The sequence below is a fragment of the Arthrobacter sp. StoSoilB19 genome, from assembly GCF_019977275.1.
Lineage (GTDB): Bacteria > Actinomycetota > Actinomycetes > Actinomycetales > Micrococcaceae > Arthrobacter.
Map to the genome: position 1 here is coordinate 2902538 of NZ_AP024650.1, position 19684 is coordinate 2922221.

A 19684-nucleotide genomic window follows, 5' to 3' on the forward strand; every position below is an offset into this window, starting at 1 on the left:
CGTCAGCCTCCCTGTACTGCTGTAACAAGTTCGATGTCGTCGCCGTCGGCGAGCGCGGTGGCGAACCATTGGCTGCGCGGCACCACCTGGGCATTGTGCGCGACGGCGACGCCGAGTTTCCCGCCGTCGGTCGCCTGTCCGTTGTCCGCCAGCGGGCGTCCGGTGACCTCGCTGACCAGCGTGGTGATCGAAGCTCCGTCGGCCACCGTGTGCGGGTTTCCGTTAAGGGTGATGTTCACGCAGTCTCCTTGATGTGGGGGCTTGTTGCTGCCGTTGCCGGCCTGGAAAACCGGTCCGGGCTGAAGGGACCCCAGCGGGGATCGGCCCTGCCGTCCAGCAGTTCCCTGCAGATGGCCGCCGCGGCGGGAGTGAGCAGGACTCCGTGCCGGAAGAACCCGGTGGCGATGATGAGTCCGGGGACGTGCCCGGCCTGTCCTCCCCCGGCGCCCGGAGCGGCCGGCACCCGGCCCAGGAGCGGCGCGTTGTCAGGGGTACCGGGGCGGGCGCGGGCGGTGCATTCCAGGAGTTCGAGTTCAGCGACGGCGGGCACCAGAGCCTGCGCATCCCGCAGCAGCTGGTAGACGCCGCCGGCACTCACGGCATCGGAGCGGGCGTCCTCCCGCTGCGTAGCTCCGATCACCACGGTCCCGTCCTGCCTGGGAACGATGTACACGGGGATGCCGTGGACCAGGCCGCGCACCGTTGACGTCACCAAGGGCTGAAGGTGGCGGGGAACGGCAAGGCGCAGGATATCCCCGTGCACGGGCCGCAGCGGCAGCTCAAGGCCGTCCGGCAGGCCGTCAAGCGCCCCCGCCTGCAGGCCATTGGCCACCACGGTCTCCGTTGCCAGCACCGTGCCGCCGCCGGCCAGGCGGACCCCGGAAACCGTTCCGCCCTCCCACAGCAGCCCGGCTGCCCGCTCCGGCACGGCAAAACCTTCCACTGCCCCGGCAACCGCCAGCTGGGGCTGCTCCTGCGCCGCGCCGGCCAGGGCCAGCCGCAAGGCGGCCACCAGGCGCCGGGGATCCACCTGGTGGTCCGCCGGGGTATCAAGTGCGCACGCAATGGCCGGGCTGAGCAGCGGCTCACGCTTCCGGGCCTCCCGCACGGTCAGGGGTTCCACCGCCAGCCCGTTGGCCTGCTGGACTGTGCGCAGGTCCATCAGCGCCCGGCGGTCGGCCGCGTCGGCACCCACGGCGAGGGTCGGCGTCGTCAGGTATCCGGAATCCGCGCCCGTTGCCCTGCCCAGCCCGGCGGCGAACCCGGGCCAGCGCGATGATGCGTCAAGCATCAGTTCCAGGAGCTCTTCCTCCTGGTAATGCAGTTCGCTGACGGGAGCCAGCATGCCGGCCGCCGCCCAGCTGGCGCCGGTACCGGGCGCGTCATCAATGAGGACCACCGAGCGCCCGGAACGCTGCGCCTCCCAGGCAATGCCGTGCCCCACCACTCCCCCGCCGATGACGGCAACGTCGGCCCGGAGGGTGGAGGGAATGGAGCTGCGGGCGGACCCGGGGTGATGGGTGAAGGGGGTACGCATGTGGGTTCCTTCCCTACGCCGGCATTAACCGGATCAGGTCAAGCGGTCGGCTCTGACGCCCTCTCAGCCCGGCGCTTTGTGACAGCCGCCGCGGGCTCCCGCAGTACCAGCCCAGTTTAGAGGAACTAGGCTTGCACGCATGAATGTGTCCACCCCATCCTTTCCCGCCGGCCACCACGCTCCAGCCACCGAAGTCGTCAATTCACGGGACAACGACGCCCTGAAGGCAGCCCGCCTGTACCTCTGCACCGATGCGCGCCGGGACCGCGGCGACTTCGCGGATTTCGTTGACGCCGCGTTCGCCGGTGGCGTGGACATCATCCAGCTGCGCGACAAGACCATCGAGGCGGCCGAGGAACTGGACCTCCTGGCGGTGCTGAAGGAATCCGCGGTACGGCACGGAAAGCTGTGGGCGGTCAATGACCGTGCGGACATCGCCGTCCTCTCCGGGGCACCGGTGTTCCACATCGGCCAGAAGGACCTGCCGCTGGCGGCGGCGCGCACGCTGGTCAACGGCAACGCCGCCATCGGGCTCTCCAGCCACACCACCGGGCAGGTGGACGCCGCCCTGGCAGCAACTGCCGGACCAGCCGGGCTGGACTACTTCTGCGTGGGTCCGGTCTGGGCAACCCCCACCAAACCCGGCAGGTCCGCCGTGGGCACTGACCTGGTGAAGTATGCCGCCGAGGCCTCACGGCAGGCGGCGGACCCCGTGCCCTGGTTCGCCATTGGCGGCATTGACCACGGAAACGTCCACCAGGTGGCGGAAGCCGGTGCGCGCAGGATCGTGGTGGTGCGCGCCATCACCGAGGCCTCCGATCCCGCCGCCGCTGCCGCCTCCCTCCTCGACGCATTGGACGCCGCCGCCGCCTGATGCCATATCGGCGGACTTGGAGCTACGCTGACTTTTGTGTCACATCATCGGCTGGCTCCAAACGTCCATGACCACAGGAACGCCCTGGAAGAGGCGTTGGGCCTGCTGCGCACCGAACTTGAACTGCCGGGACCGTACCCGGCTGAGGCAGTGGCGGATGCCCGGGCCGCGGTGGCAGCGCTGAGGCTTCCGTCCTATGACCTGACCGCCGTCCAGTTCGTGACCATCGATCCGGCCTCCTCCACGGACCTGGACCAGGCGGTGTTCATCGAACCGGACGGGAACGGCTACCGGGTAATGTACGCGATCGCCGATGTGCCGGCGTTTGTTGCGCCGGGAGGTCCCCTGGACGCCGAGACCCGGCGCCGCGGCCAGACGTTCTACGCTCCGGACGGCCGGATTCCGCTGCACCCGGAAGTGATCAGCGAGGGGGCAGGAAGCCTGCTGCCGGGCCAGGATTGTTCGGCTTTCGTATGGGACTTCACGCTCGACGGCGACGCAACGGTTGTGTCGGTGGGCGTCAGGCGGGCGCGGGTCCGCAGCCGCGACAAGCTCAGCTACAAGGGTGCGCAGGAAGACCTCGACGCCGGGACGGCCTCGCCGGTGCTGCGGCTCCTCCGCGAGGTGGGCCTGAAGCGGGTGGCCCTGGAGCGGGAACGCGGCGGGGCCAGCCTCAACATGCCCGAGCAGGAAATTGTCCAGCTGCCCGACGGCGGCTACCGCATTGCTGCCGTACCGCAGCTTCCCGTGGAGGACTGGAACGCGCAGATTTCCCTGATGACCGGGATGGCCGCCGCGCAGCTCATGCTGGAGGGCAAGGTGGGAATCCTGCGCACCATGCCCGCCCCGGACGAACGGTCGCTGAAGCATTTCCGGCTGCAGACCGAGGTGCTGGGCAGGCCCTGGGACGGTGAAGTCAGCTACGGCGAATACCTGCGTTCCCTGGATCCCACCGATCCCCGCCAGCTGGCCATCATGCATTCCGCCGGCATGCTGTTCCGGGGCGCCTCCTATACCGCCTTTGACGGAACGGTCCCCGAGGACGGCGTGCAGTCTGCCATCGGCGCGGCCTATGCCCACACCACCGCGCCGCTCCGCCGCCTGGTGGACCGCTTTGTGCTGGTGATCTGCGAGGCCCTCAGCAATGGCGGGGATGTTCCGGACTGGGCGCGGGAAGCCCTGCCGCTCCTGCCGGGCATCATGGCCGGATCGGACCAGCTCGCGTCCAGGATGGAACGACTGGCCCTGGACACCGTTGAGGCCGCGCTGCTGCTGAACCACATCGGGCAGGAGTTCGATGCGATCGTGATTTCCGGCTCCCGGCCGCAAAACGGAAACGGGAATGGAAACGGGACCGGGACGGTGAAAAACGGCAACGGGAAGAACGGAAACGGCACCGGAAGTTCGGGCATCATCCAGATTGCCGAGCCCGCGGTCACTGCCCGGTGCGCCGGCGAGCTGGAGTCGGGTACCAAGGTCCGGGTCCGGCTGGTTTCCTCGGACATCACCACCCGCGAGATCCATTTCGAGCTGATCCCGTAAGCGGCGGCGGCCGCGGCAGGCGGGCCGAAACGTGTTTCTGCGACCTTGCAGCTAGACTGAGAGGGTAGAAATGGATGCCCGGTCGTTGATTTCCTTGATTTGAAACCAACAAGCCCGCCCCTACGCGATCTTGAGATTTGCCCGTTGGTCACCAGTGCCAGCATTAGATAGCCCGCGATCGGCTTCCACTGGAATCGCTTGCGCGCCTGAGCGTGCTCCGGAACGGCCAGTCCTGGCCGGCCCGTTGAGCAGGCAGCGCCATTGCCCAAATGAATAAGGAAACTCCCCCGTGAGTGAATTGCATACCCACCAGCTCCTGAGCGATGAGACCGGCACGGAAACCATCGAGCCGGAAGAAACCATCATCTCCGACGAGACCCCGCACGAGATCGCGGAGAAGTCTTTTGCCGACTACAACGTCCGCGAGGACATCGTGGAATCCCTGGCTGACGCCGGGATCACCCACCCGTTCCCCATCCAGGCCATGACCCTTCCGGTGGCGCTGGGCGGCCACGACATCATCGGCCAGGCCAAGACGGGCACCGGCAAGACCCTGGGCTTCGGCATCCCCGCACTGCAGCGGGTCATCGGGCAGGACGACCCCGGCTACGCCAAGCTGGCCGTCCCGGGAGCCCCGCAGGCCCTGGTCATCGTCCCCACCCGCGAACTGGCGGTGCAGGTGGCCGGTGACCTGGTGACCGCTTCCCGGAAGCGCAACGCGAGGATCGCCACCATTTACGGCGGCCGCGCCTACGAGCCCCAGGTGGAGGCCCTCAAGCAGGGCGTCGAGGTTGTGGTGGGTACCCCCGGCCGGCTGATCGACCTTTTCAAGCAAAAGCACCTGAGCCTGAAGAACGTCAAGATCGTGGTGCTGGACGAAGCTGACGAGATGCTGGACCTTGGCTTCCTGCCGGATGTCGAGACCCTCATCGCGGCAACTCCCGCAGTTCGCCAGACGCTCCTGTTCTCCGCCACCATGCCCGGTCCGGTCATCGCCATGGCCCGCCGCTACATGACCCAGCCCACGCACATCCGCGCAGCGGACCCCGAGGACGAGGGCCTGACCAAGCGCGATATCCGCCAGCTGATCTACCGTGCGCACAGCATGGACAAGATCGAAGTGGTGGCACGCATCCTGCAGGCCCGCGGCCGCGGACGGACCATCATCTTCACCAAGACCAAGCGCACCGCCGCAAAGGTGGCCGAGGAACTGGTGGACCGCGGCTTCGCTGCCGCTGCCATCCACGGTGACCTGGGGCAGGGCGCCCGTGAACAGGCACTGCGGGCATTCCGCAACAACAAGGTGGACGTCCTGGTGGCCACCGATGTCGCGGCGCGCGGCATCGACGTCGAGGACGTCACCCACGTGATCAACTACCAGTGCGTGGAAGACGAAAAGATCTACCTGCACCGGGTGGGCCGCACCGGCCGCGCGGGCAACAAGGGCACCGCTGTCACGTTCGTTGACTGGGACGATGTTCCCCGCTGGGTGCTGATCAACAAGGCGCTGGGACTCAACGTGCCCGAACCTGTCGAAACCTACTCCTCCTCGCCGCACCTCTTCGCGGACCTCGACATCCCCGTGGGGACCAAGGGCCGGCTGCCGCGTGACAAGCGGACCCTGGCTGGCGTCGACGCCGAGGTGCTTGAGGACCTGGGCGAAACCGGCAAGAAGAACAGCCGCAGCGGCAGCCGCGACGGCGGCCGGTCCCGGGAACGGGACGGCCGTGGGCGGGAAAGCCGCACTGGCAGCCGCGAAGGTTCCCGCAGCGAAGGAAGCCGCAGCGGCGGCGACACCGCGCGCAGCGGCGAGCGCCGCCGTCGGACGCCGGACTCCGCCGCCGCTCCCGCGGCCGAGGCTGCCGCACCCGCAACGGGCGGCGAACAGCCTTCACGCACCCGCAGGCCCCGGACCCGCACCCGCCGCCGCAACGGCGAAGTGGTGGCAGGCGCCGACACGGGCACGCAGCCTGGCACGTCAGAGGGCTAACTGCCCCGATGACTGACACTGTTTGGGCGCCGGACGGCGGCAGCCTGGTGGTACACGCTGACAACGCGGAGTACCTCCCCACGCTGCCGGACGGCGCCTTCACACTGATTTACGTGGACCCGCCCTTCAACACGGGCAGGCCGCAGCTGCGCCAGGAAACCAGGATGGTGGTTAACGCCGGCGGCAGCGGGGACCGCGTGGGCTTCAAGGGCCGCTCCTACGACACCATCAAGGGCGCCCTGCACCGCTACGATGACGCGTTCAGCGACTACTGGTCCTTCCTGGAACCCCGGCTGGTGGAGGCATGGCGCCTGCTGGCCGACGACGGAACCCTCTACCTGCACCTGGACTACCGCGAGGTGCACTACGCCAAAGTGATGCTTGATGCGATCTTTGGCCGCGAATGCTTCCTGAACGAGATCATCTGGGCCTACGACTACGGCGCGCGGGCCAAAAACCGGTGGCCCACCAAGCACGACAACATCCTGGTGTACGTCAAGAACCCGGCGAAGTACCACTTCGACAGCGCCGAGGTGGACCGCGAGCCGTACATGGCGCCTGGATTGGTAACGCCTGCCAAGCGCGAGCTGGGAAAGCTGCCCACCGACGTCTGGTGGCACACCATCGTCTCACCCACCGGCAAGGAGAAGACCGGTTACCCCACGCAGAAGCCGGAGGGCCTGGTCAGGCGGGTGGTGGCCGCCTCGAGCCGGCCCGGTGACTGGTGCCTGGACTTCTTCGCCGGCTCCGGAACGCTGGGGGCCGTTGCCGCCAAGCTTGGCCGGAAGTTCGTGTGCGTGGACCAGAATCAGCCCGCCATTGACATCATGGCCAAGCGGCTGGGCGCGCACGCCACCCTTGCCTCGTTCCAGCCCAGCTAGGGCCGGACGACGGCGGCTCCCGTGCCGAGTGCCTCGATCCGCGCGAGCATGTCGGGTGCCGTGAGGTTTTCGCCGAGCAGGTTGGGCTTGCCGGTGCCGTGGTAGTCGGAGGAACCGGTAATCAGCAGGCCGTGTTTGGCCGCGAGCCTGCGCAGGAAGTCCCGGCCCTCTTCCGGGTTGTCCCGGTGGTCGATCTCCAGGCCGGCCAGCCCGGCGTCGATCATGTCGCGGTAGGTCCGCTCCCCCACGATCCGTCCCCGTGCGGACGCCACAGGGTGGGCGAACACGGGCACGCCGCCGGCGGCACGGACAAGTTCGACGGCGGTGGCCGGGTCCGGAGCATAGTGCGGGATGAAGTACCGGGACCGGGAGGTGAGGATGGAGGCGAAGGCTTCCGAACGGTCCTCCACCACGCCCGCCGCGACGAGGGCGTCTGCGATGTGCGGCCGTCCGAGGGTGGCGCCGGGTGCCACGTGGTGGATCACGTCATCCCACGTCAGCGGGTAGTCCTCCGCCAGGATGGTGACCATCCGTTCGGCCCTGGTGAGGCGGGAATCCTTGGCCTTGGTGATTTCCTCCAGGAGGCCGGGATGGGTGGGATCATGCAGATAGCTCAGCAGGTGGACGCTGATGCCCTCCTCCGTCCGGCATGAAACCTCCATGCCCGGTACCAGTGCCACCCCGCAGGTTGCTGCGGCCGCTGCCGCCTCCGCCCAGCCTGCCGTGGAGTCGTGGTCGGTCAGGGCCACCACATCAAGGCCGGCACGCGCGGCCGACGCCATGACATCGGCGGGCGTTTCGGTACCGTCGGAAACATTGGAGTGGGCATGCAGGTCAATCCTCACTGGTCCAGCGTAGTGGACCACGGCCCCGGGACCCGGCTGTCCTGTTCGCTTAGCCGGGATGCTGGTGAGACGATGGTGCCGTGAACGATGCCGAAAACACCCAGAACTCTGCTTCCCAGCCGTTGGAGGAGCGCGTCAACAACCGCTCGCAGCGGCCCAGTTCCAACGCTTTCAAGGCCTTCATGGCCAGCAACTGGGCGCCGTCCAGCCAGGAGCTTCCGCAGCGGGACGCCGTCGCCGGATACGCCGCTGCCCGGCGCAAGGCGATCTCCGCCCTGTTCAACGGCGAACGCCTGATCATCCCCGCGGGGCCCCTGAAAGTCCGTTCCAACGACTGCGACTACCGCTTCCGCCCGCACTCCGGCTTCGCCCACCTGACCGGGCTGGGCCTGGACCACGAACCGGATGCCGTCCTGATCCTGGAACCCGTGGCAGAAGGAACGGGCGACGACGGCGGGAACCACCGCGCGACGCTGTACTTCCGGCCGCTGGCCGGCAGGGACACCGAACAGTTCTACGCCGATTCCCGCTCCGGCGAGTTCTGGATTGGGGCCCGCCCCACCCTGGAGGAATTCGAGGCCCGCCTGGGACTGGCCACCGCGCACATCGACCAACTGGAAACGGCCATCACCAAGGATGTGGGCGCCCCGGAGATCGGCGGAATCTCCATCCGCCTGGTCCGCAAAGTGGACGAGAACATTGACGCACTGGTGGACACGGCCCGGTACAACACGGCCAGGGACCCTGAGAACCTGGACCTTGGCGTCCTTGATGCCCTGGACGAAAAGCTCAGTGAGGCCCTTTCCGAACTGCGCCTGCTCAAGGATGAGTGGGAAATCGAGGAAATGAAGATCGCGGTGGCGGCCACCGTCGAAGGCTTCGAAGAAGTGGTCAAGGCCCTTCCGCGGGCACTGACGCATGCCCGCGGCGAGCGGGTGGTGGAGGGAGCCTTCTTCGCCCGCGCCCGCGAAGTGGGCAACGAACTGGGTTACGACACCATCGCAGCATCCGGCAACAACGCCACCGTGCTGCACTGGACCCGCAACACCGGACGCATCCACGCCGGCGAGCTCCTGCTCCTGGACGCCGGTGTCGAGGCCGACTCGCTCTACACAGCAGACATCACCCGGACGCTTCCGGCCAGCGGCACCTTCAGCGACATCCAGCGCAAGGTCTACCAGGCAGTCCTCGATGCTGCCGACGCCGGGTTCGCCGCTGCCCGGCCGGGAACCAAGTTCCGTGACATCCACACCGCCGCCACCACCGTGCTGGCAGAACGCCTGGCCGAATGGGACATCCTGCCGGTCAGCGTGGAGGAGGCCATCAGCCCCGAGGGGCAGCAGCACCGCCGGTGGATGCCGCACGGCACCAGCCACCACCTGGGACTGGACGTGCACGACTGCGCGCAGGCCAAACGCGAACTCTACCTGGACGGCATCCTCACCGAAGGCATGGTCTTCACCATCGAACCGGGCCTGTACTTCAAGAAGGAAGACCTGGCAATTCCCGAGGAATACCGCGGCATCGGCATCAGGATCGAGGACGACATCCTCATGACCGCTGACGGCCCCGTGAACCTCAGTGCCGCCCTGCCGCGGAAACCGGAAGACGTGGAGGACTGGATGGCCGGCATCTACCGGACCGAAGAAGCCTGACCCCGGCCGGAAACAGCAAAGAGCGGGGCCGCCGGATTCGTTCCGGCGGTCCCGCTCTTTGCGTTGGCGCTCCCAGGTTTCCTTGGCTTACAGGCTTCCCTGGCTTTCAGGCTTCCTGGACCTTGGCTGCTCCGGCCGTCCTACTCCCGGTGGTCGCCGTGGTGCTGGTCCCCGTCCTGGCCATGCCGGGCGTCGGGTTGGTGTTCCGCGTTCTGTCCTGGCGCAGGCTGTCGGGGATCTGGCTGTCCTGGCCCTGGCTGTCCGGCGCCGGGACCCTGCGGCAGGCGCACGCCGTACTGCGGGCGGCCATCCGGCAGGTCCGGGTAGCGGACGGCCCGGACCGGGCTTGCCGGCTGCGCCGGCTGGTGCTGGCCGCCGTCGTATTGCTGCCCGCCGTGCTGCTGCCCACTGTGCTGCTGGCCGGCGTCGCCTGCGTAGCCACTTCCGTCCTGGGCTGATCCGTCGTGTGCTGATCCATCCTCGGCGGCTGTGCCGGCGGACCGCTGGCCGTAGGGATCGTTCCATCCGGCGGGACGGGCAGGGCCCTGCTGCTGCCCCGGCTGCTGCTGGTGCTGGTACGGCTGGTTGTAGTAGTCGTGCTGTGTGTACGGCCGCTGGCCCGCTGCCGCGTCCGAACGCGTCATGGGCAGCTGCTGCAGCAGGCGCCGCGCCTCGTGGGCGGCCTCCGGCGCAACGATCACGTCGTAGCTCGTTGCCACCACCTGGCTGGTGGACGTGAAGTCCCGCTTGCCGCGCTGCATGGCGTACGTGACAATGCCGAAGAGCATGAAGAACGCCGCACCCATCAGCACCGACGTCATGATCGAGAAGTAGCCGGGCGAGGGTGCGAAGAAGGACAGCATGACGCCGACGAACAGGCCGAACCACATGCCGCTCAACGCCCCCGACAGCGCCACCCGGGGGTAGCTGAGACGCCCCGTGACCCGCTCCACCATCTTCAGTTCATTGCCCACGATGGAGACCATCTGGACCGGGAACTGCTGGTCCGCCAGGTAGTCAACCGCTTTTTGGGCGTCGAGGTAGGAAGTGTAGGAGCCAACGGTGTCGCCGGTGGGAACAGCCCGGGCATCGTCCGGTCCGTTCGCGGCGCCGGCCCTGGGAGGACCAAAAATGTTCGACATAACCCCATTCTTGCCCATCAAGGTGGGTGCTGCCTGTAAATTCAGCTAAAAGAGAGCAGACTCGGTAGCCTGTAGTGGTGAGCACAACACCTACTCGCGTCTTCGTGGCGCGCCTCCTGGGCCTCGATGTCTTCGACCCGCTGGGCGACCGGCTGGGCCGGCTGCGCGATGTTGTTGTGCTGTCCCGCGGAACCCAGGGAGCCCCCCACGTGGTGGGCATCGTGGTGGAAGTACCGGGAAAGAAGCGCGTCTTCGTGCCCATGACGCGTATTACCTCGATCGACCAGACCCAGATCATCTGCACGGGCCTGGTCAACCTGCGCCGGTTTGAACAGCGCGGAGCCGAAACGCTGGTGGTGGCGGAGATGTTCGACCGCAGGGTCACCCTCCGTGACGGCAGCGGGGACGCCACCATCGAGGACATCGCCATCGACCAGCACCGGTCCCGCGACTGGTTCGTCAGCAAGCTCTTTGTCCGGCGCGGCCATTCACTGTCCCCCTTGAGCCGGCTGCGCCGCAACGAAACACTGATCATTGACTGGGCGGACGCCCAGCAGGGGCCACGCACCGAGCCGCAGGCAGCCACACAGTTCGTGGCCAACCACGAGGACCTCAAGCCCGCTGACTTCGCCGAGGCACTGCAGGAGATGAGCGACAAGCGCCGGTTCGAAGTGGCCAGCGAACTGCAGGACGAGCGGCTGGCCGACGTCCTCCAGGAGCTTCCCGAGGACGACCAGGTGGAAATCCTCTCCGCGCTGGATGTCCAGCGCGCCGCCGACGTCCTCGAGGAGATGGACCCCGACGACGCCGCCGACCTCCTCGGCGAACTCCCCTCCGCCCAGGCAGAGGAACTCCTCCAGCTGATGGAACCCGAAGGCGCGGAGGACGTCCGCCGCCTGCTTGAATACGACGAGGACACCGCCGGCGGCCTGATGACTCCGGTACCGGTCATCCTGCCGCCGGAAGCCACGGTTGCCGAAGCCCTGGCCCACGTCCGGCGGGAGGAGCTCTCCCCTGCGCTGGCGTCGTCGATCTTTATTGCCCGGCCGCCGCTGGAAACCCCCACCGGCCGCTTCCTGGGTGTGGTGCACATCCAGCAGCTGCTGCGCTTCCCGCCGTTCGAGGCTCTGGGAAACCTGGTGGACAAGAACCTCGAGCCGTTGTCCGACCAGGCCCACATCAGCGAAGTGGCACGGACCCTGGCCACCTACAACCTCAACTCCCTCCCGGTGGTCAACGACGCCGGCCGGCTTGTGGGGGCGGTGACTGTTGATGACGTATTGGATCACTTGTTGCCGGACGACTGGCGCGCCCATGATGGCGAAGCCCCGATAAGAAAGCTCGGTGGCCGCATTGGCTGATAACAGCGCCCCGAAGAACCCCAGCCAGCGGAACCTGGCCAACGCGGAATCAAAAGGCAGTCTCGATACCCCCTTGAGCGCCCGGCAGCGGATCCTGCCCAAGTTCTCCCCGGATCCGGACGCATTCGGCCACGCCACCGAGGGCTTTGCCCGGTTCATGGGCACCCCGCAGTTCCTGGTCTACATGACGGTGTTCTGTATTTTCTGGCTGGGCTGGAACACGTGGGCGCCCGTCGAGTGGCAGTTCGATTCAAGGGACCTTGGCTTCACCCTGCTGACCCTGATGCTGTCGCTGCAGGCTTCCTACGCCGCGCCCCTGCTGCTGCTGGCGCAGAACCGGCAGGATGACCGCGACCGCGTCTCGGTGCAGCAGGACCGCCAGCGCGCCGAACGCAACCTGTCCGACACCGAGTACCTGACCCGGGAACTGGCCTCCCTGCGGATCGCCCTGCGCGAGGTAGCCACCCGCGACTACGTCCGCGCCGAGCTGCGCTCACTCCTTGAAGACCTGCTGGAAGCCCAGGAGGAACTGCGGACCCACGACGACACGGGCCCCGGTTCGCACGAATCCCCACGGGACAAGGTCAAGGACAAGCTGCGCGAACAGCGGGACCGGCAACGCAGCCCGCGCACCCAGCAGATCCCCCGGGTGAAACCGGGCCACTCTGCCCAATGACCGCCAGGCCGCCCTCCGGCAGGCCCGCCGCCGCATCCGTACGAAAGCCGAGGCTCCTCCCATGAGCGCCCCCATCGATCCCGCTGACTCCACCCAACCGGCACTGGCACAGGCCGTCAACAGCGCCCTCGCCACCGTGATCGATCCCGAACTCCGGCGCCCCATCACCGAACTGGGCATGGTGGACTCCGTCCAGGTTTCCGACGACGGCAAGGTGAGCGTGGCGGTCCTGCTCACCATTGCCGGCTGCCCGCTGCGGGACACCATCACCGCCGATGCGCAAAAGGCCCTTTTCGCAGTCCCCGGCGTCACCGCCGTCGACGTCGAGCTCAAGGTGATGGACCAGGCCCAGCGCGATGCCCTCAAGGAGAAGCTGCGCGGCGCCGGCGGCCAGCGCAAAATCCCCTTCAATGAGCCCGATTCCCTCACCAGGGTCTACGCCGTGGCCAGCGGCAAGGGCGGAGTGGGCAAGTCCTCGGTCACCGTCAACCTGGCCACGGCCCTGGCTGCCCAAGGCCTGCGTGTGGGCATCGTGGATGCAGACGTCTACGGCTTCTCCGTCCCTGCGCTGATGGGCATCACCCAGAAACCCACCCAGGTGGACGACATGATCCTCCCCCCGGTTGCGTACGGCGTGAAGGTGATCTCCATTGGCATGTTCGTCACCGCCAACCAGCCGGTTGCCTGGCGGGGACCCATGCTGCACCGGGCCCTGGAACAGTTCCTCACCGACGTCTACTTCGGCGACTTGGACGCCCTGTTCCTGGATCTCCCGCCGGGTACGGGTGACATCGCCATTTCCGTGGCCCAACTCCTGCCCAAGGCCGAAATCCTGGTGGTCACCACGCCCCAGCCGGCGGCGGCGGACGTTGCCGAACGCGCTGGCGCCATCGCCACCCAGACGGGTCAGAAGATCGCGGGCGTCATCGAGAACATGTCCTACCTGGAGATGCCCGACGGCGGCCGGATGGAACTGTTTGGAAGCGGCGGCGGGGCGGTCCTCACCGAACGCCTCAGCGCCACGGTCGGGGCGGAGGTACCGTTGCTGGGCCAGATTCCCCTGGACATCCAGCTGCGCGAAGGCGGGGACTCGGGGGTTCCGATCGTGCTGGGCCAACCTGCTTCGGCGGGCGCTGTGGCGCTGGCCGGCATCGCAGGGCAGTTGGCCGCAAAACCCCGTGGCCTTGCAGGGATGAAGCTGGGACTGCAGCCGCGCTGACCGGGCCGGAACTGGCGGGGCGCGAAAACCCTAGGTGGCTTCGGTGTCGAAAGGGGCTGCATCGCCAGGGGCCAGCCTCTGCACGACTCTTTCAGGCCGCTGCGGGGCTGCATCCGCCACGGCCGCGGCGCCGGAAACTGCTGCCACGGCGGCCGGAGCATTTGCGCTGACGGGCTTGGTGTCGTCGTCGAGCAGTGCTTCCTTGATGATGCGGCGGGGGTCGTACTGGCGGGGGTCGTACTTCTTCCAGTCGACATCGTCAATGTCGATGCCCACTTCTTCCTTGATTTGTTCACGCGCCCCGGAAGCCATGCGGCGGAGTTCCTTGACCAGGTTTGCCAGCTTCTGGGTATATTCCGGCAGCCGCTGGGGGCCGATCACCAGCACGCCGATGATCAGCAGAAGGATGAACTCCGGGCCGTTGATTCCAAACACTTTAGGAAGATTACCCTCTCCGGGCTGCGAGTGACGATTCCCGTCCGGCGGACGGGAAAACAGTCTGCATTACTGGGTGAACAGGGCAGCTATCTTGTTGATCCCGCGCTCCAGCCGCGACTCCAGGGGCTCCGGTGCCGGCGTCACCGTGGTGTCGGGCACGGCGGCGGCAACCCCTTCCGCCGCGGTATCGGCGTACTGCTTGAGCATGGGCAGGGCATCATCTGCCTGCTCGGGGGGCAGATCGGAGCGGTAAGTGATGGTGAGGCCGGCTGCCCGGTAGGTGGCGGACCAGGGAGAGGTGCTCGAAACCTGCATTGGACCACCTTGGCCGGCGGAGCCCTCCCCCGCCGGGGCGCCCGGAGCCGGTGTCGCGTTGCCGGCCGGTTGATGATCAACCGGGTGCTGTTCCGTGACGGTGGCGTGATGGGTACCGTCGGTGAGCCGCAGCTCCACTGCAGGTTGCCCGTCAACCACCAGCGCCCTGGCCGCTTCCACATGGAATCCCATGGCCTGCAGTTCGGGGCAGGCCCACCCCTCCGAACGCAACGTGGCCAGCTGCGCGGCGGTCAAGGTCCGGCCGTCCGCAGGGGTCTGGGACGAGACGTGCGAAAAGGCTGCTTCGGTCCCCGCCCGTTCCCCGGCCGCAGGGTCTCCCGCTGCCGTGAAGGCCCCTACGGCCAGCACTCCGGCCGCTGCCATGGTTCCGCCCGCGGTGAATGCAAGTGCCCGGGCGGCCACACGGGAGGTCCCGCCCTGATGGGCAGGGGCGGGCGGCTGGGCTGCCAATTCGTGGGTGCGGGTCAGCAGCCGCGCCGTCAGGTCCTGGCTGGCGGGCGGAATGGGAGCATCGCGCAGACGCTCCAGGTACTGCCGTTCCCGGCGCACGGCCGCAGCACACTCCTGGCAGGCCTCAAGGTGGCTGCCGCTGCGCTGATGCCTGCCGCCGAAAGGAAACTGGGACTTCATGTGCCGTTCAGAGGATGCCGGCGATGCGTGGCATCGCAAGCTTGCGGCGGGACTGCTGCGGGCGGGGGTCGCGGTGGGCCAGCTTTTCACGGAGCATGGTCCTGCCGCGGTGGATGCGTGAGCGGACGGTGCCCAGCTTCACGCCCAGGGCCTCGGCGACTTCGTCGTAGGACAGCCCCTCGAGGTCGCACAGGACCACGGCGGCACGGAAGTCCGGCGGCAGTTCCTCCAGCGCCGCCTGTACGTCCAGGTCCAGGTTGTTCAGCTCGAAGCTCTGCTCCGGCCCCGGCTCACGGCCGGGCAGCCGGGACTCGGCGTCCTCCGCGAGGGCGTCGAAACGGATGCGGGTCCTGCGCCGGGCCTGGTCAAGGAACAGGTTGGTGGTGATGCGGTGCAGCCAGCCGTCGAGTGTTCCTGGCTTGAAGTTCTCCAGCGACCGGAAGACGCGGACAAACACCTCCTGGGTGAGGTCCTCGGCGTCGTACTTGTTTCCGGTCAGGCGGTACGCCAGCCGGTACACCTTTGCGGAATGGTTGGTGACCACTTCTTCCCAGGTGGGACGGACCCACTCATCATCGGGATTGTTTACTGCAGGGACAGGTGCCACAACTGAAGATGACATCGTCCACTCCCCTCGTGGAATGCTAACGCCCGGATACTGTTGACATCTCTGATTCGGCGCCGGTCACCTTTTGGATGAGCGGATATCAATCATGTCAAACTTGGCTGGGAATTTCCTGACCATTGGCAAACTTCAGCCTTCGGCGCAACGGCCGCTTTCCCGGCCGGCCGGCCCGAACACAGTAGGCTTGAGGAGACATTCCCCCCTTACGCCCAGAAAGCGATAATTCATGAGCGCCGACAAATCCAGCAGCTGGTCCTATGCAGAAGATCTGCCCGCTGAGGATGAGGTTATGCTTCGGGCCCGGGAACGTTCATTTGAATTGGGAGTAAGCGCCATCAGCCCCGGCGTGGGGGCCGTCCTGACGGTGCTGGCCGCCGCCTCCAAAGCCCAGACCGCCGTCGAGATCGGCACCGGCGCCGGCGTCTCCGGCGTCTGCCTGCTGCGGGGCCTGGGACCGCACGCAGTCCTGACCACCATCGACGTGGATGTGGAGCACCTGAGGGCCGCCCGCGAAGCGTTTGCGGAGGCCGGCAGTCCCGCCAACCGCACCCGCACCATTTCCGGCCGTGCGGGCGACGTCCTGCCACGGCTGACCGATGGCGCCTACGACCTCGTCTTCATCGACGCGGACAAGCCGGGCCTTCCGGGCTATGTGGAGCAGGCCATCCGGCTGCTGAAGCCCGCGGGGCTGCTGGTCATCAATGACGCGCTGGACAAGGACAAGGTTGCCAACCCGGCGGGCCGGGAGGCCACCACGGTGGTCCTGCGGCAGGTGGGCAGGGCAATCCGCGACGACGACAGGCTGGCGTCGGCAATGCTCCCCACCGGCGATGGCCTGCTGGTGGCAGTCAAGAAGTAAGTCTCCCAAAAAAGGACAGGGTGCGCAGCCCGCGGGCCGCGCACCCTGTCCGGTACGACTATTCGGTAACGCCTACCAGGCATTCCTTGAGGTTGGCTGCCTCGGCAGCGTTCAGTTCGACCACCAGGCGTCCGCCGCCTTCGAGCGGGACGCGCATGATCAGGCTGCGGCCCTCCTTGGTGACTTCCATTGGGCCGTCGCCGGTGCGTGGTTTCATAGCCGCCATGAGGAATTCCCCTCCATTTTGTCCCAGGACTGATCAGCCCGGGCGGGCTGTGTCCGCATGTCGATCAGGCCGCTATGGCGGGGTGGTGGTGCCACCGCCAAGGCTGCGCGTTTTCTGAATGCTTTTGTCCTTGCTTACCTATCATTATCGCGGAATTACCCGTACGTAGCTAATCGATGGACATTTTCCGGCAACTGTTATTTCCCGGCTGACCTGCGCGGAAGCCTGATTTGTCAGGGCGGATAATCCCCTCCGCCGGGAAGCTGCGCCCAGGCCCAGAGCCAGACGATCCAGACCATCTGAAGCAGCAGGAACATCACCACCACCGTGCCCCGGTAAGCCCTGGAACGGGACAGGAACGCCGCCCCCAGGGCCAGTGGAAACAGCGGCAGCAGCATCCTGAAGGTGCTGGTTTGCGGATGGAGGAACATCAGCAGGTAACCCATGTAGCAGGCGCACCAGAGCCGCAGTTCGACGCCGAGCCGCACCACCGGGGGAAGGAACAGCATGGCAATGAACAGTGCCACGAAAACCACGGGGGCCAGAAGGCCCAGCACGGGGCCGAAGAGTTCGACGCCGGTGTCGAACCACGGCTGGAACGGGACCAGGTCCTGGCCCCGCCACACCGTCTCGGTTTTGGTATAGGCCTGCGGGTCGCCCGTCGCTGCCCAGGCGGCGGCGGGCCAGGCCAGCGCGGAAACGCCTGCGACGGCGGTGAGCCCCGTCAGTGCCGCCAGGTCCCGGAGGGAATGGGCTGCTTCATCCGCGCCGCGCTGCCGCCCCTTCCGGATGTGCGCGGCGGCGCGGAAGACCAGCAGCAGCCCCGCCATGGCGGCGAAGGGGACGCCCACCGGCCGGGACAGGCACAGCAGGAACACCACGGGGATGGCCCAGAGGTACTGCCGGCGTACTACCAGCAGCAGGGCCGCGGCCAGCAGCAGGAGTGACAGCGGCTCGGCATACGGGACCTGCAGCACGGCGGAGACGGGAAAAGTCGAAAAGAACGCTACCCCCCACATGGCCGGCACGTGTGCGGCCTTCTGCCGGAAGAGCGTGTAGACCACCAGGGCGGCCGCCCAGCCGGCCAGCATGGCGATGAGGGTCAGCGAGGCGGCAGGGTTCAAGCCGGTGAGGCGGCTAAGTCCACCGGCCAGTGCAGGATAGAGCGGGTAGAAAGCCCACGTATTTTCCTGCACATTGCCGGCGGCATCCGTGGGAAGGATTGACGGGTAGCCGTTGGCGATGACCTGGGCGTACCAGCGGGCGTCCCAGATGTTGATGAAGTTCCAGTAATCCGGCTTGGGCGGGAACCAGGGGTTGACGCCCTGGTGGAGCGCCGCGGCCATGAAGATGCAGGCCGAAACGAGGCGTGCGGCGGCATACAGGCCGGTGACCTGGAGCCACCACGGCCAGTTGCGGACGGCTGAGGCCAGGCGTCGGGCCAGGGTGCCGGCAGAGGGCGGAGCGTTGCGGGGGGCCACCGTGCTCACAGGCCGCCCTGTCCCGGCACGGCAACCTCGTCGGCCTCCCCACTCCCGGCGTTCCCGCTGCCTGGCACTTCAGGTGCCCTCCCGCCGGGTGCCGCGGGTCCGCCGTCGGAAGCCTGCTCCCCCGCCTGCTCCATGGCAGCCAGCCGGATACGCAGCTCCGCCAGCTCGGTGTCCCTTGCGGTCAACTGGTCCCGCAGCTCGTCCAGGACCTGGTCCACCTGGTCCATCCGGTAGCCGCGCAGGCCAAGCGAAAAGCGGATCTGCTCAACGTCTTCCGGAGCGGCACGCTCCGGAAGCAGCACGGGCGGCAGGTTGGCGGGCGGCTCGTTGAATCCCCCGTCCAAAAGGGCGGGCAGCGCAGCCCCGCCGGTCTTGCGGGCGCGCCGGCCCAGGCCGGCCCAAAGGACGGCCGCCACCAGCACGACGGCCAGGAAAACGAGGAAGAAGCTCACGGTTCCATCGTGCCAGACCGTCGGCCCGGACTTTGGCCTGCAGCTACTCCGGCCGCTGCTCCCCGTTCAGGGACGGTGTCACGCCTGCATGCAGGACCCGGTCCACTGCCTCCGCGGGATCGTCCACGAGCTGGATCAGGTCCAGGTCCTTTTCCGAGACCATGCCTTCGGCCACCAGGGTGCCCCTGATCCAGTCGATCATCGGTCCCCAGAATTCGACGCCGAGGAGCACGATGGGAAACGAGGTCACCTTGCGCGTCTGGACCAGGACCATGGCCTCGAACAGCTCATCCAGGGTGCCCAGCCCCCCGGGGAGCACAATGAAGCCCTGCGCGTATTTGACGAACATCGTCTTGCGGGCAAAGAAGTACCGGAAGTTGATGCCCAGGTCCACCCACTGGTTCAGGCCCTGCTCGAACGGCAACTCGATGCCAAGGCCAACCGATACGCCGTTGCCCTCCACCGTCCCCCGGTTGGCCGCCTCCATGGAGCCCGGCCCGCCACCGGTAATTACCGCGACTCCGGCTTCGGCGAGCTTGCGGCCCACCTCCACACCCATCTCGTAGTACTGGCTGCCCGGTTTGGTCCGCGCCGAGCCGAAAACGCTGACCGCTTTTCCAATGTCTGCCAGGGCACCGAAACCTTCGACGAATTCACTTTGGATCCGCAGGACCCGCCACGGATCGGTGTGGACAAACTGGCCCGGACCCTTGGTATCAAGCAGGTGCTGGTCCGACATCTCCACGGCCGCCTGCTTGCGCCGCAGCTCAAGGGGCCCCTTACGGCGGGGCTGGGAATTCTTGGCCGGATCTGCGTTGATACTCATTCCCCTAGGCTAACCTCCCGCTCCAGGTATCTCTTGAATCACGATCAGCAGGAACTTGGGGTGATTGGCGTCATAACGCA

At 67.2% G+C, this 19684-nt stretch carries 20 protein-coding genes and 1 riboswitch; of the genes, 9 read left to right on the plus strand and 11 right to left on the minus strand.

Annotation, left to right across the window (positions count from 1 at the left end; translation table 11 throughout):
- Positions 1–2: 2 nt before the first annotated feature.
- Both thiS and thiO read right to left on the minus strand, forming a co-directional pair.
- Complete coding sequence (gene thiS / locus LDO86_RS13295) at positions 3–239, minus strand: sulfur carrier protein ThiS (RefSeq protein ID WP_056394066.1); 237 nt, start codon at positions 237–239, stop codon at positions 3–5.
- Positions 236–1537, minus strand: a complete 1302-nt coding sequence (gene thiO / locus LDO86_RS13300; protein ID WP_224084007.1) for a glycine oxidase ThiO — start codon at positions 1535–1537, stop codon at positions 236–238. The genes thiS and thiO overlap by 4 nt, the downstream gene beginning before the upstream one ends.
- A riboswitch (TPP riboswitch) is annotated at positions 1530–1649 on the minus strand. It overlaps the preceding gene by 8 nt.
- Before the next feature lie 27 nt (positions 1650–1676).
- On the opposite strand from thiO, the gene thiE reads away from it, so the two are divergent.
- The 4 genes from thiE (at position 1677) to LDO86_RS13320 (ending at position 6824) form a co-directional block, all read left to right on the plus strand.
- The gene (thiE, locus tag LDO86_RS13305) at positions 1677–2411 is read left to right on the plus strand and encodes a thiamine phosphate synthase (RefSeq protein WP_018768578.1); all 735 of its coding nucleotides are present in this window, start codon (positions 1677–1679) and stop codon (positions 2409–2411) included.
- A gap of 36 nt (positions 2412–2447) precedes the next feature.
- The gene (locus tag LDO86_RS13310; protein WP_026265666.1) at positions 2448–3953 is read left to right on the plus strand and encodes an RNB domain-containing ribonuclease; all 1506 of its coding nucleotides are present in this window, start codon (positions 2448–2450) and stop codon (positions 3951–3953) included.
- Between the two features lie 289 nt (positions 3954–4242).
- The gene (locus LDO86_RS13315) at positions 4243–5943 is read left to right on the plus strand and encodes a DEAD/DEAH box helicase (RefSeq protein ID WP_018768580.1); all 1701 of its coding nucleotides are present in this window, start codon (positions 4243–4245) and stop codon (positions 5941–5943) included.
- Positions 5944–5951: 8 nt separating this feature from the next.
- Complete coding sequence (locus tag LDO86_RS13320; protein WP_018768581.1) at positions 5952–6824, plus strand: site-specific DNA-methyltransferase; 873 nt, start codon at positions 5952–5954, stop codon at positions 6822–6824.
- On the opposite strand, the gene LDO86_RS13325 is transcribed toward LDO86_RS13320, so the two are convergent.
- Complete coding sequence (locus tag LDO86_RS13325) at positions 6821–7669, minus strand: PHP domain-containing protein (RefSeq protein ID WP_018768582.1); 849 nt, start codon at positions 7667–7669, stop codon at positions 6821–6823. The genes LDO86_RS13320 and LDO86_RS13325 overlap by 4 nt on opposite strands.
- A gap of 80 nt (positions 7670–7749) precedes the next feature.
- Between LDO86_RS13325 and LDO86_RS13330 the strand changes: the two genes are divergently transcribed.
- On the plus strand, positions 7750–9324 hold the full coding sequence (locus tag LDO86_RS13330) for an aminopeptidase P family protein (protein ID WP_018768583.1): 1575 nt from the start codon (positions 7750–7752) through the stop codon (positions 9322–9324).
- Positions 9325–9464: 140 nt separating this feature from the next.
- Here LDO86_RS13330 and LDO86_RS13335 read toward each other — a convergent pair whose 3' ends face one another.
- The gene (locus LDO86_RS13335) at positions 9465–10466 is read right to left on the minus strand and encodes a general stress protein (RefSeq protein WP_018768584.1); all 1002 of its coding nucleotides are present in this window, start codon (positions 10464–10466) and stop codon (positions 9465–9467) included.
- Positions 10467–10543: 77 nt separating this feature from the next.
- On the opposite strand from LDO86_RS13335, the gene LDO86_RS13340 reads away from it, so the two are divergent.
- The 3 genes from LDO86_RS13340 to LDO86_RS13350 all read left to right on the plus strand — a co-directional run bounded on the left by LDO86_RS13340 (position 10544) and on the right by LDO86_RS13350 (position 13722).
- Positions 10544–11827: a CBS domain-containing protein gene (locus LDO86_RS13340; protein ID WP_026265667.1), complete on the plus strand. Its 1284-nt coding sequence runs from the start codon at positions 10544–10546 to the stop codon at positions 11825–11827.
- 34 nt (positions 11828–11861) lie between these two features.
- Positions 11862–12503: a DUF1003 domain-containing protein gene (locus LDO86_RS13345; RefSeq protein ID WP_223995234.1), complete on the plus strand. Its 642-nt coding sequence runs from the start codon at positions 11862–11864 to the stop codon at positions 12501–12503.
- Between the two features lie 61 nt (positions 12504–12564).
- On the plus strand, positions 12565–13722 hold the full coding sequence (locus tag LDO86_RS13350) for an Mrp/NBP35 family ATP-binding protein (protein WP_018768587.1): 1158 nt from the start codon (positions 12565–12567) through the stop codon (positions 13720–13722).
- A gap of 30 nt (positions 13723–13752) precedes the next feature.
- Here LDO86_RS13350 and LDO86_RS13355 read toward each other — a convergent pair whose 3' ends face one another.
- From LDO86_RS13355 to sigE, 3 genes are all read right to left on the minus strand, one after another.
- The gene (locus LDO86_RS13355) at positions 13753–14157 is read right to left on the minus strand and encodes a twin-arginine translocation protein subunit TatB (RefSeq protein WP_018768588.1); all 405 of its coding nucleotides are present in this window, start codon (positions 14155–14157) and stop codon (positions 13753–13755) included.
- Positions 14158–14226: 69 nt separating this feature from the next.
- Complete coding sequence (locus LDO86_RS13360) at positions 14227–15126, minus strand: hypothetical protein (RefSeq protein WP_018768589.1); 900 nt, start codon at positions 15124–15126, stop codon at positions 14227–14229.
- A 7-nt stretch (positions 15127–15133) separates the two neighbouring features.
- A complete protein-coding gene (gene sigE / locus LDO86_RS13365; protein ID WP_026265669.1) occupies positions 15134–15748 on the minus strand; it encodes an RNA polymerase sigma factor SigE in 615 nt (204 codons plus the stop codon).
- A 229-nt stretch (positions 15749–15977) separates the two neighbouring features.
- Between sigE and LDO86_RS13370 the strand changes: the two genes are divergently transcribed.
- Positions 15978–16610: an O-methyltransferase gene (locus tag LDO86_RS13370; RefSeq protein WP_018768591.1), complete on the plus strand. Its 633-nt coding sequence runs from the start codon at positions 15978–15980 to the stop codon at positions 16608–16610.
- Positions 16611–16668: 58 nt separating this feature from the next.
- Here LDO86_RS13370 and LDO86_RS13375 read toward each other — a convergent pair whose 3' ends face one another.
- The 4 genes from LDO86_RS13375 to LDO86_RS13390 all read right to left on the minus strand — a co-directional run bounded on the left by LDO86_RS13375 (position 16669) and on the right by LDO86_RS13390 (position 19604).
- Positions 16669–16836 carry a DUF3117 domain-containing protein gene (locus LDO86_RS13375; protein WP_009357720.1) on the minus strand — a complete coding sequence of 56 codons (168 nt, stop codon included), beginning with the start codon at positions 16834–16836 and terminating at the stop codon, positions 16669–16671.
- Positions 16837–17069: 233 nt separating this feature from the next.
- Positions 17070–18326 (minus strand): hypothetical protein, encoded by a 1257-nt coding sequence (locus tag LDO86_RS13380; protein WP_018768592.1) that lies wholly within the window; start codon positions 18324–18326, stop codon positions 17070–17072.
- Positions 18323–18778: a DivIVA domain-containing protein gene (locus LDO86_RS13385; protein ID WP_018768593.1), complete on the minus strand. Its 456-nt coding sequence runs from the start codon at positions 18776–18778 to the stop codon at positions 18323–18325. Before LDO86_RS13385 ends, LDO86_RS13380 begins: the two co-directional genes overlap by 4 nt.
- Before the next feature lie 43 nt (positions 18779–18821).
- A complete protein-coding gene (locus LDO86_RS13390) occupies positions 18822–19604 on the minus strand; it encodes a TIGR00730 family Rossman fold protein (RefSeq protein WP_018768594.1) in 783 nt (260 codons plus the stop codon).
- Between the last annotated feature and the right edge of the window lie 80 nt (positions 19605–19684).

What these genes read in the sequence shown, in the direction of transcription:
- sigE (WP_026265669.1), bottom strand. Translation starts at nt 15,748, where the DNA reads ATGTCATCTTCAGTTGTGGCACCTGTCCCTGCAGTAAACAATCCCGAT.
- LDO86_RS13375 (WP_009357720.1), bottom strand. Translation starts at nt 16,836, where the DNA reads ATGGCGGCTATGAAACCACGCACCGGCGACGGCCCAATGGAAGTCACC.
- LDO86_RS13370 (WP_018768591.1), top strand. Translation starts at nt 15,978, where the DNA reads ATGAGCGCCGACAAATCCAGCAGCTGGTCCTATGCAGAAGATCTGCCC.
- LDO86_RS13320 (WP_018768581.1), top strand. Translation starts at nt 5,952, where the DNA reads ATGACTGACACTGTTTGGGCGCCGGACGGCGGCAGCCTGGTGGTACAC.
- LDO86_RS13335 (WP_018768584.1), bottom strand. Translation starts at nt 10,466, where the DNA reads ATGTCGAACATTTTTGGTCCTCCCAGGGCCGGCGCCGCGAACGGACCG.
- LDO86_RS13350 (WP_018768587.1), top strand. Translation starts at nt 12,565, where the DNA reads ATGAGCGCCCCCATCGATCCCGCTGACTCCACCCAACCGGCACTGGCA.
- LDO86_RS13390 (WP_018768594.1), bottom strand. Translation starts at nt 19,604, where the DNA reads ATGAGTATCAACGCAGATCCGGCCAAGAATTCCCAGCCCCGCCGTAAG.
- thiO (WP_224084007.1), bottom strand. Translation starts at nt 1,537, where the DNA reads ATGCGTACCCCCTTCACCCATCACCCCGGGTCCGCCCGCAGCTCCATT.
- thiE (WP_018768578.1), top strand. Translation starts at nt 1,677, where the DNA reads ATGAATGTGTCCACCCCATCCTTTCCCGCCGGCCACCACGCTCCAGCC.
- LDO86_RS13360 (WP_018768589.1), bottom strand. Translation starts at nt 15,126, where the DNA reads ATGAAGTCCCAGTTTCCTTTCGGCGGCAGGCATCAGCGCAGCGGCAGC.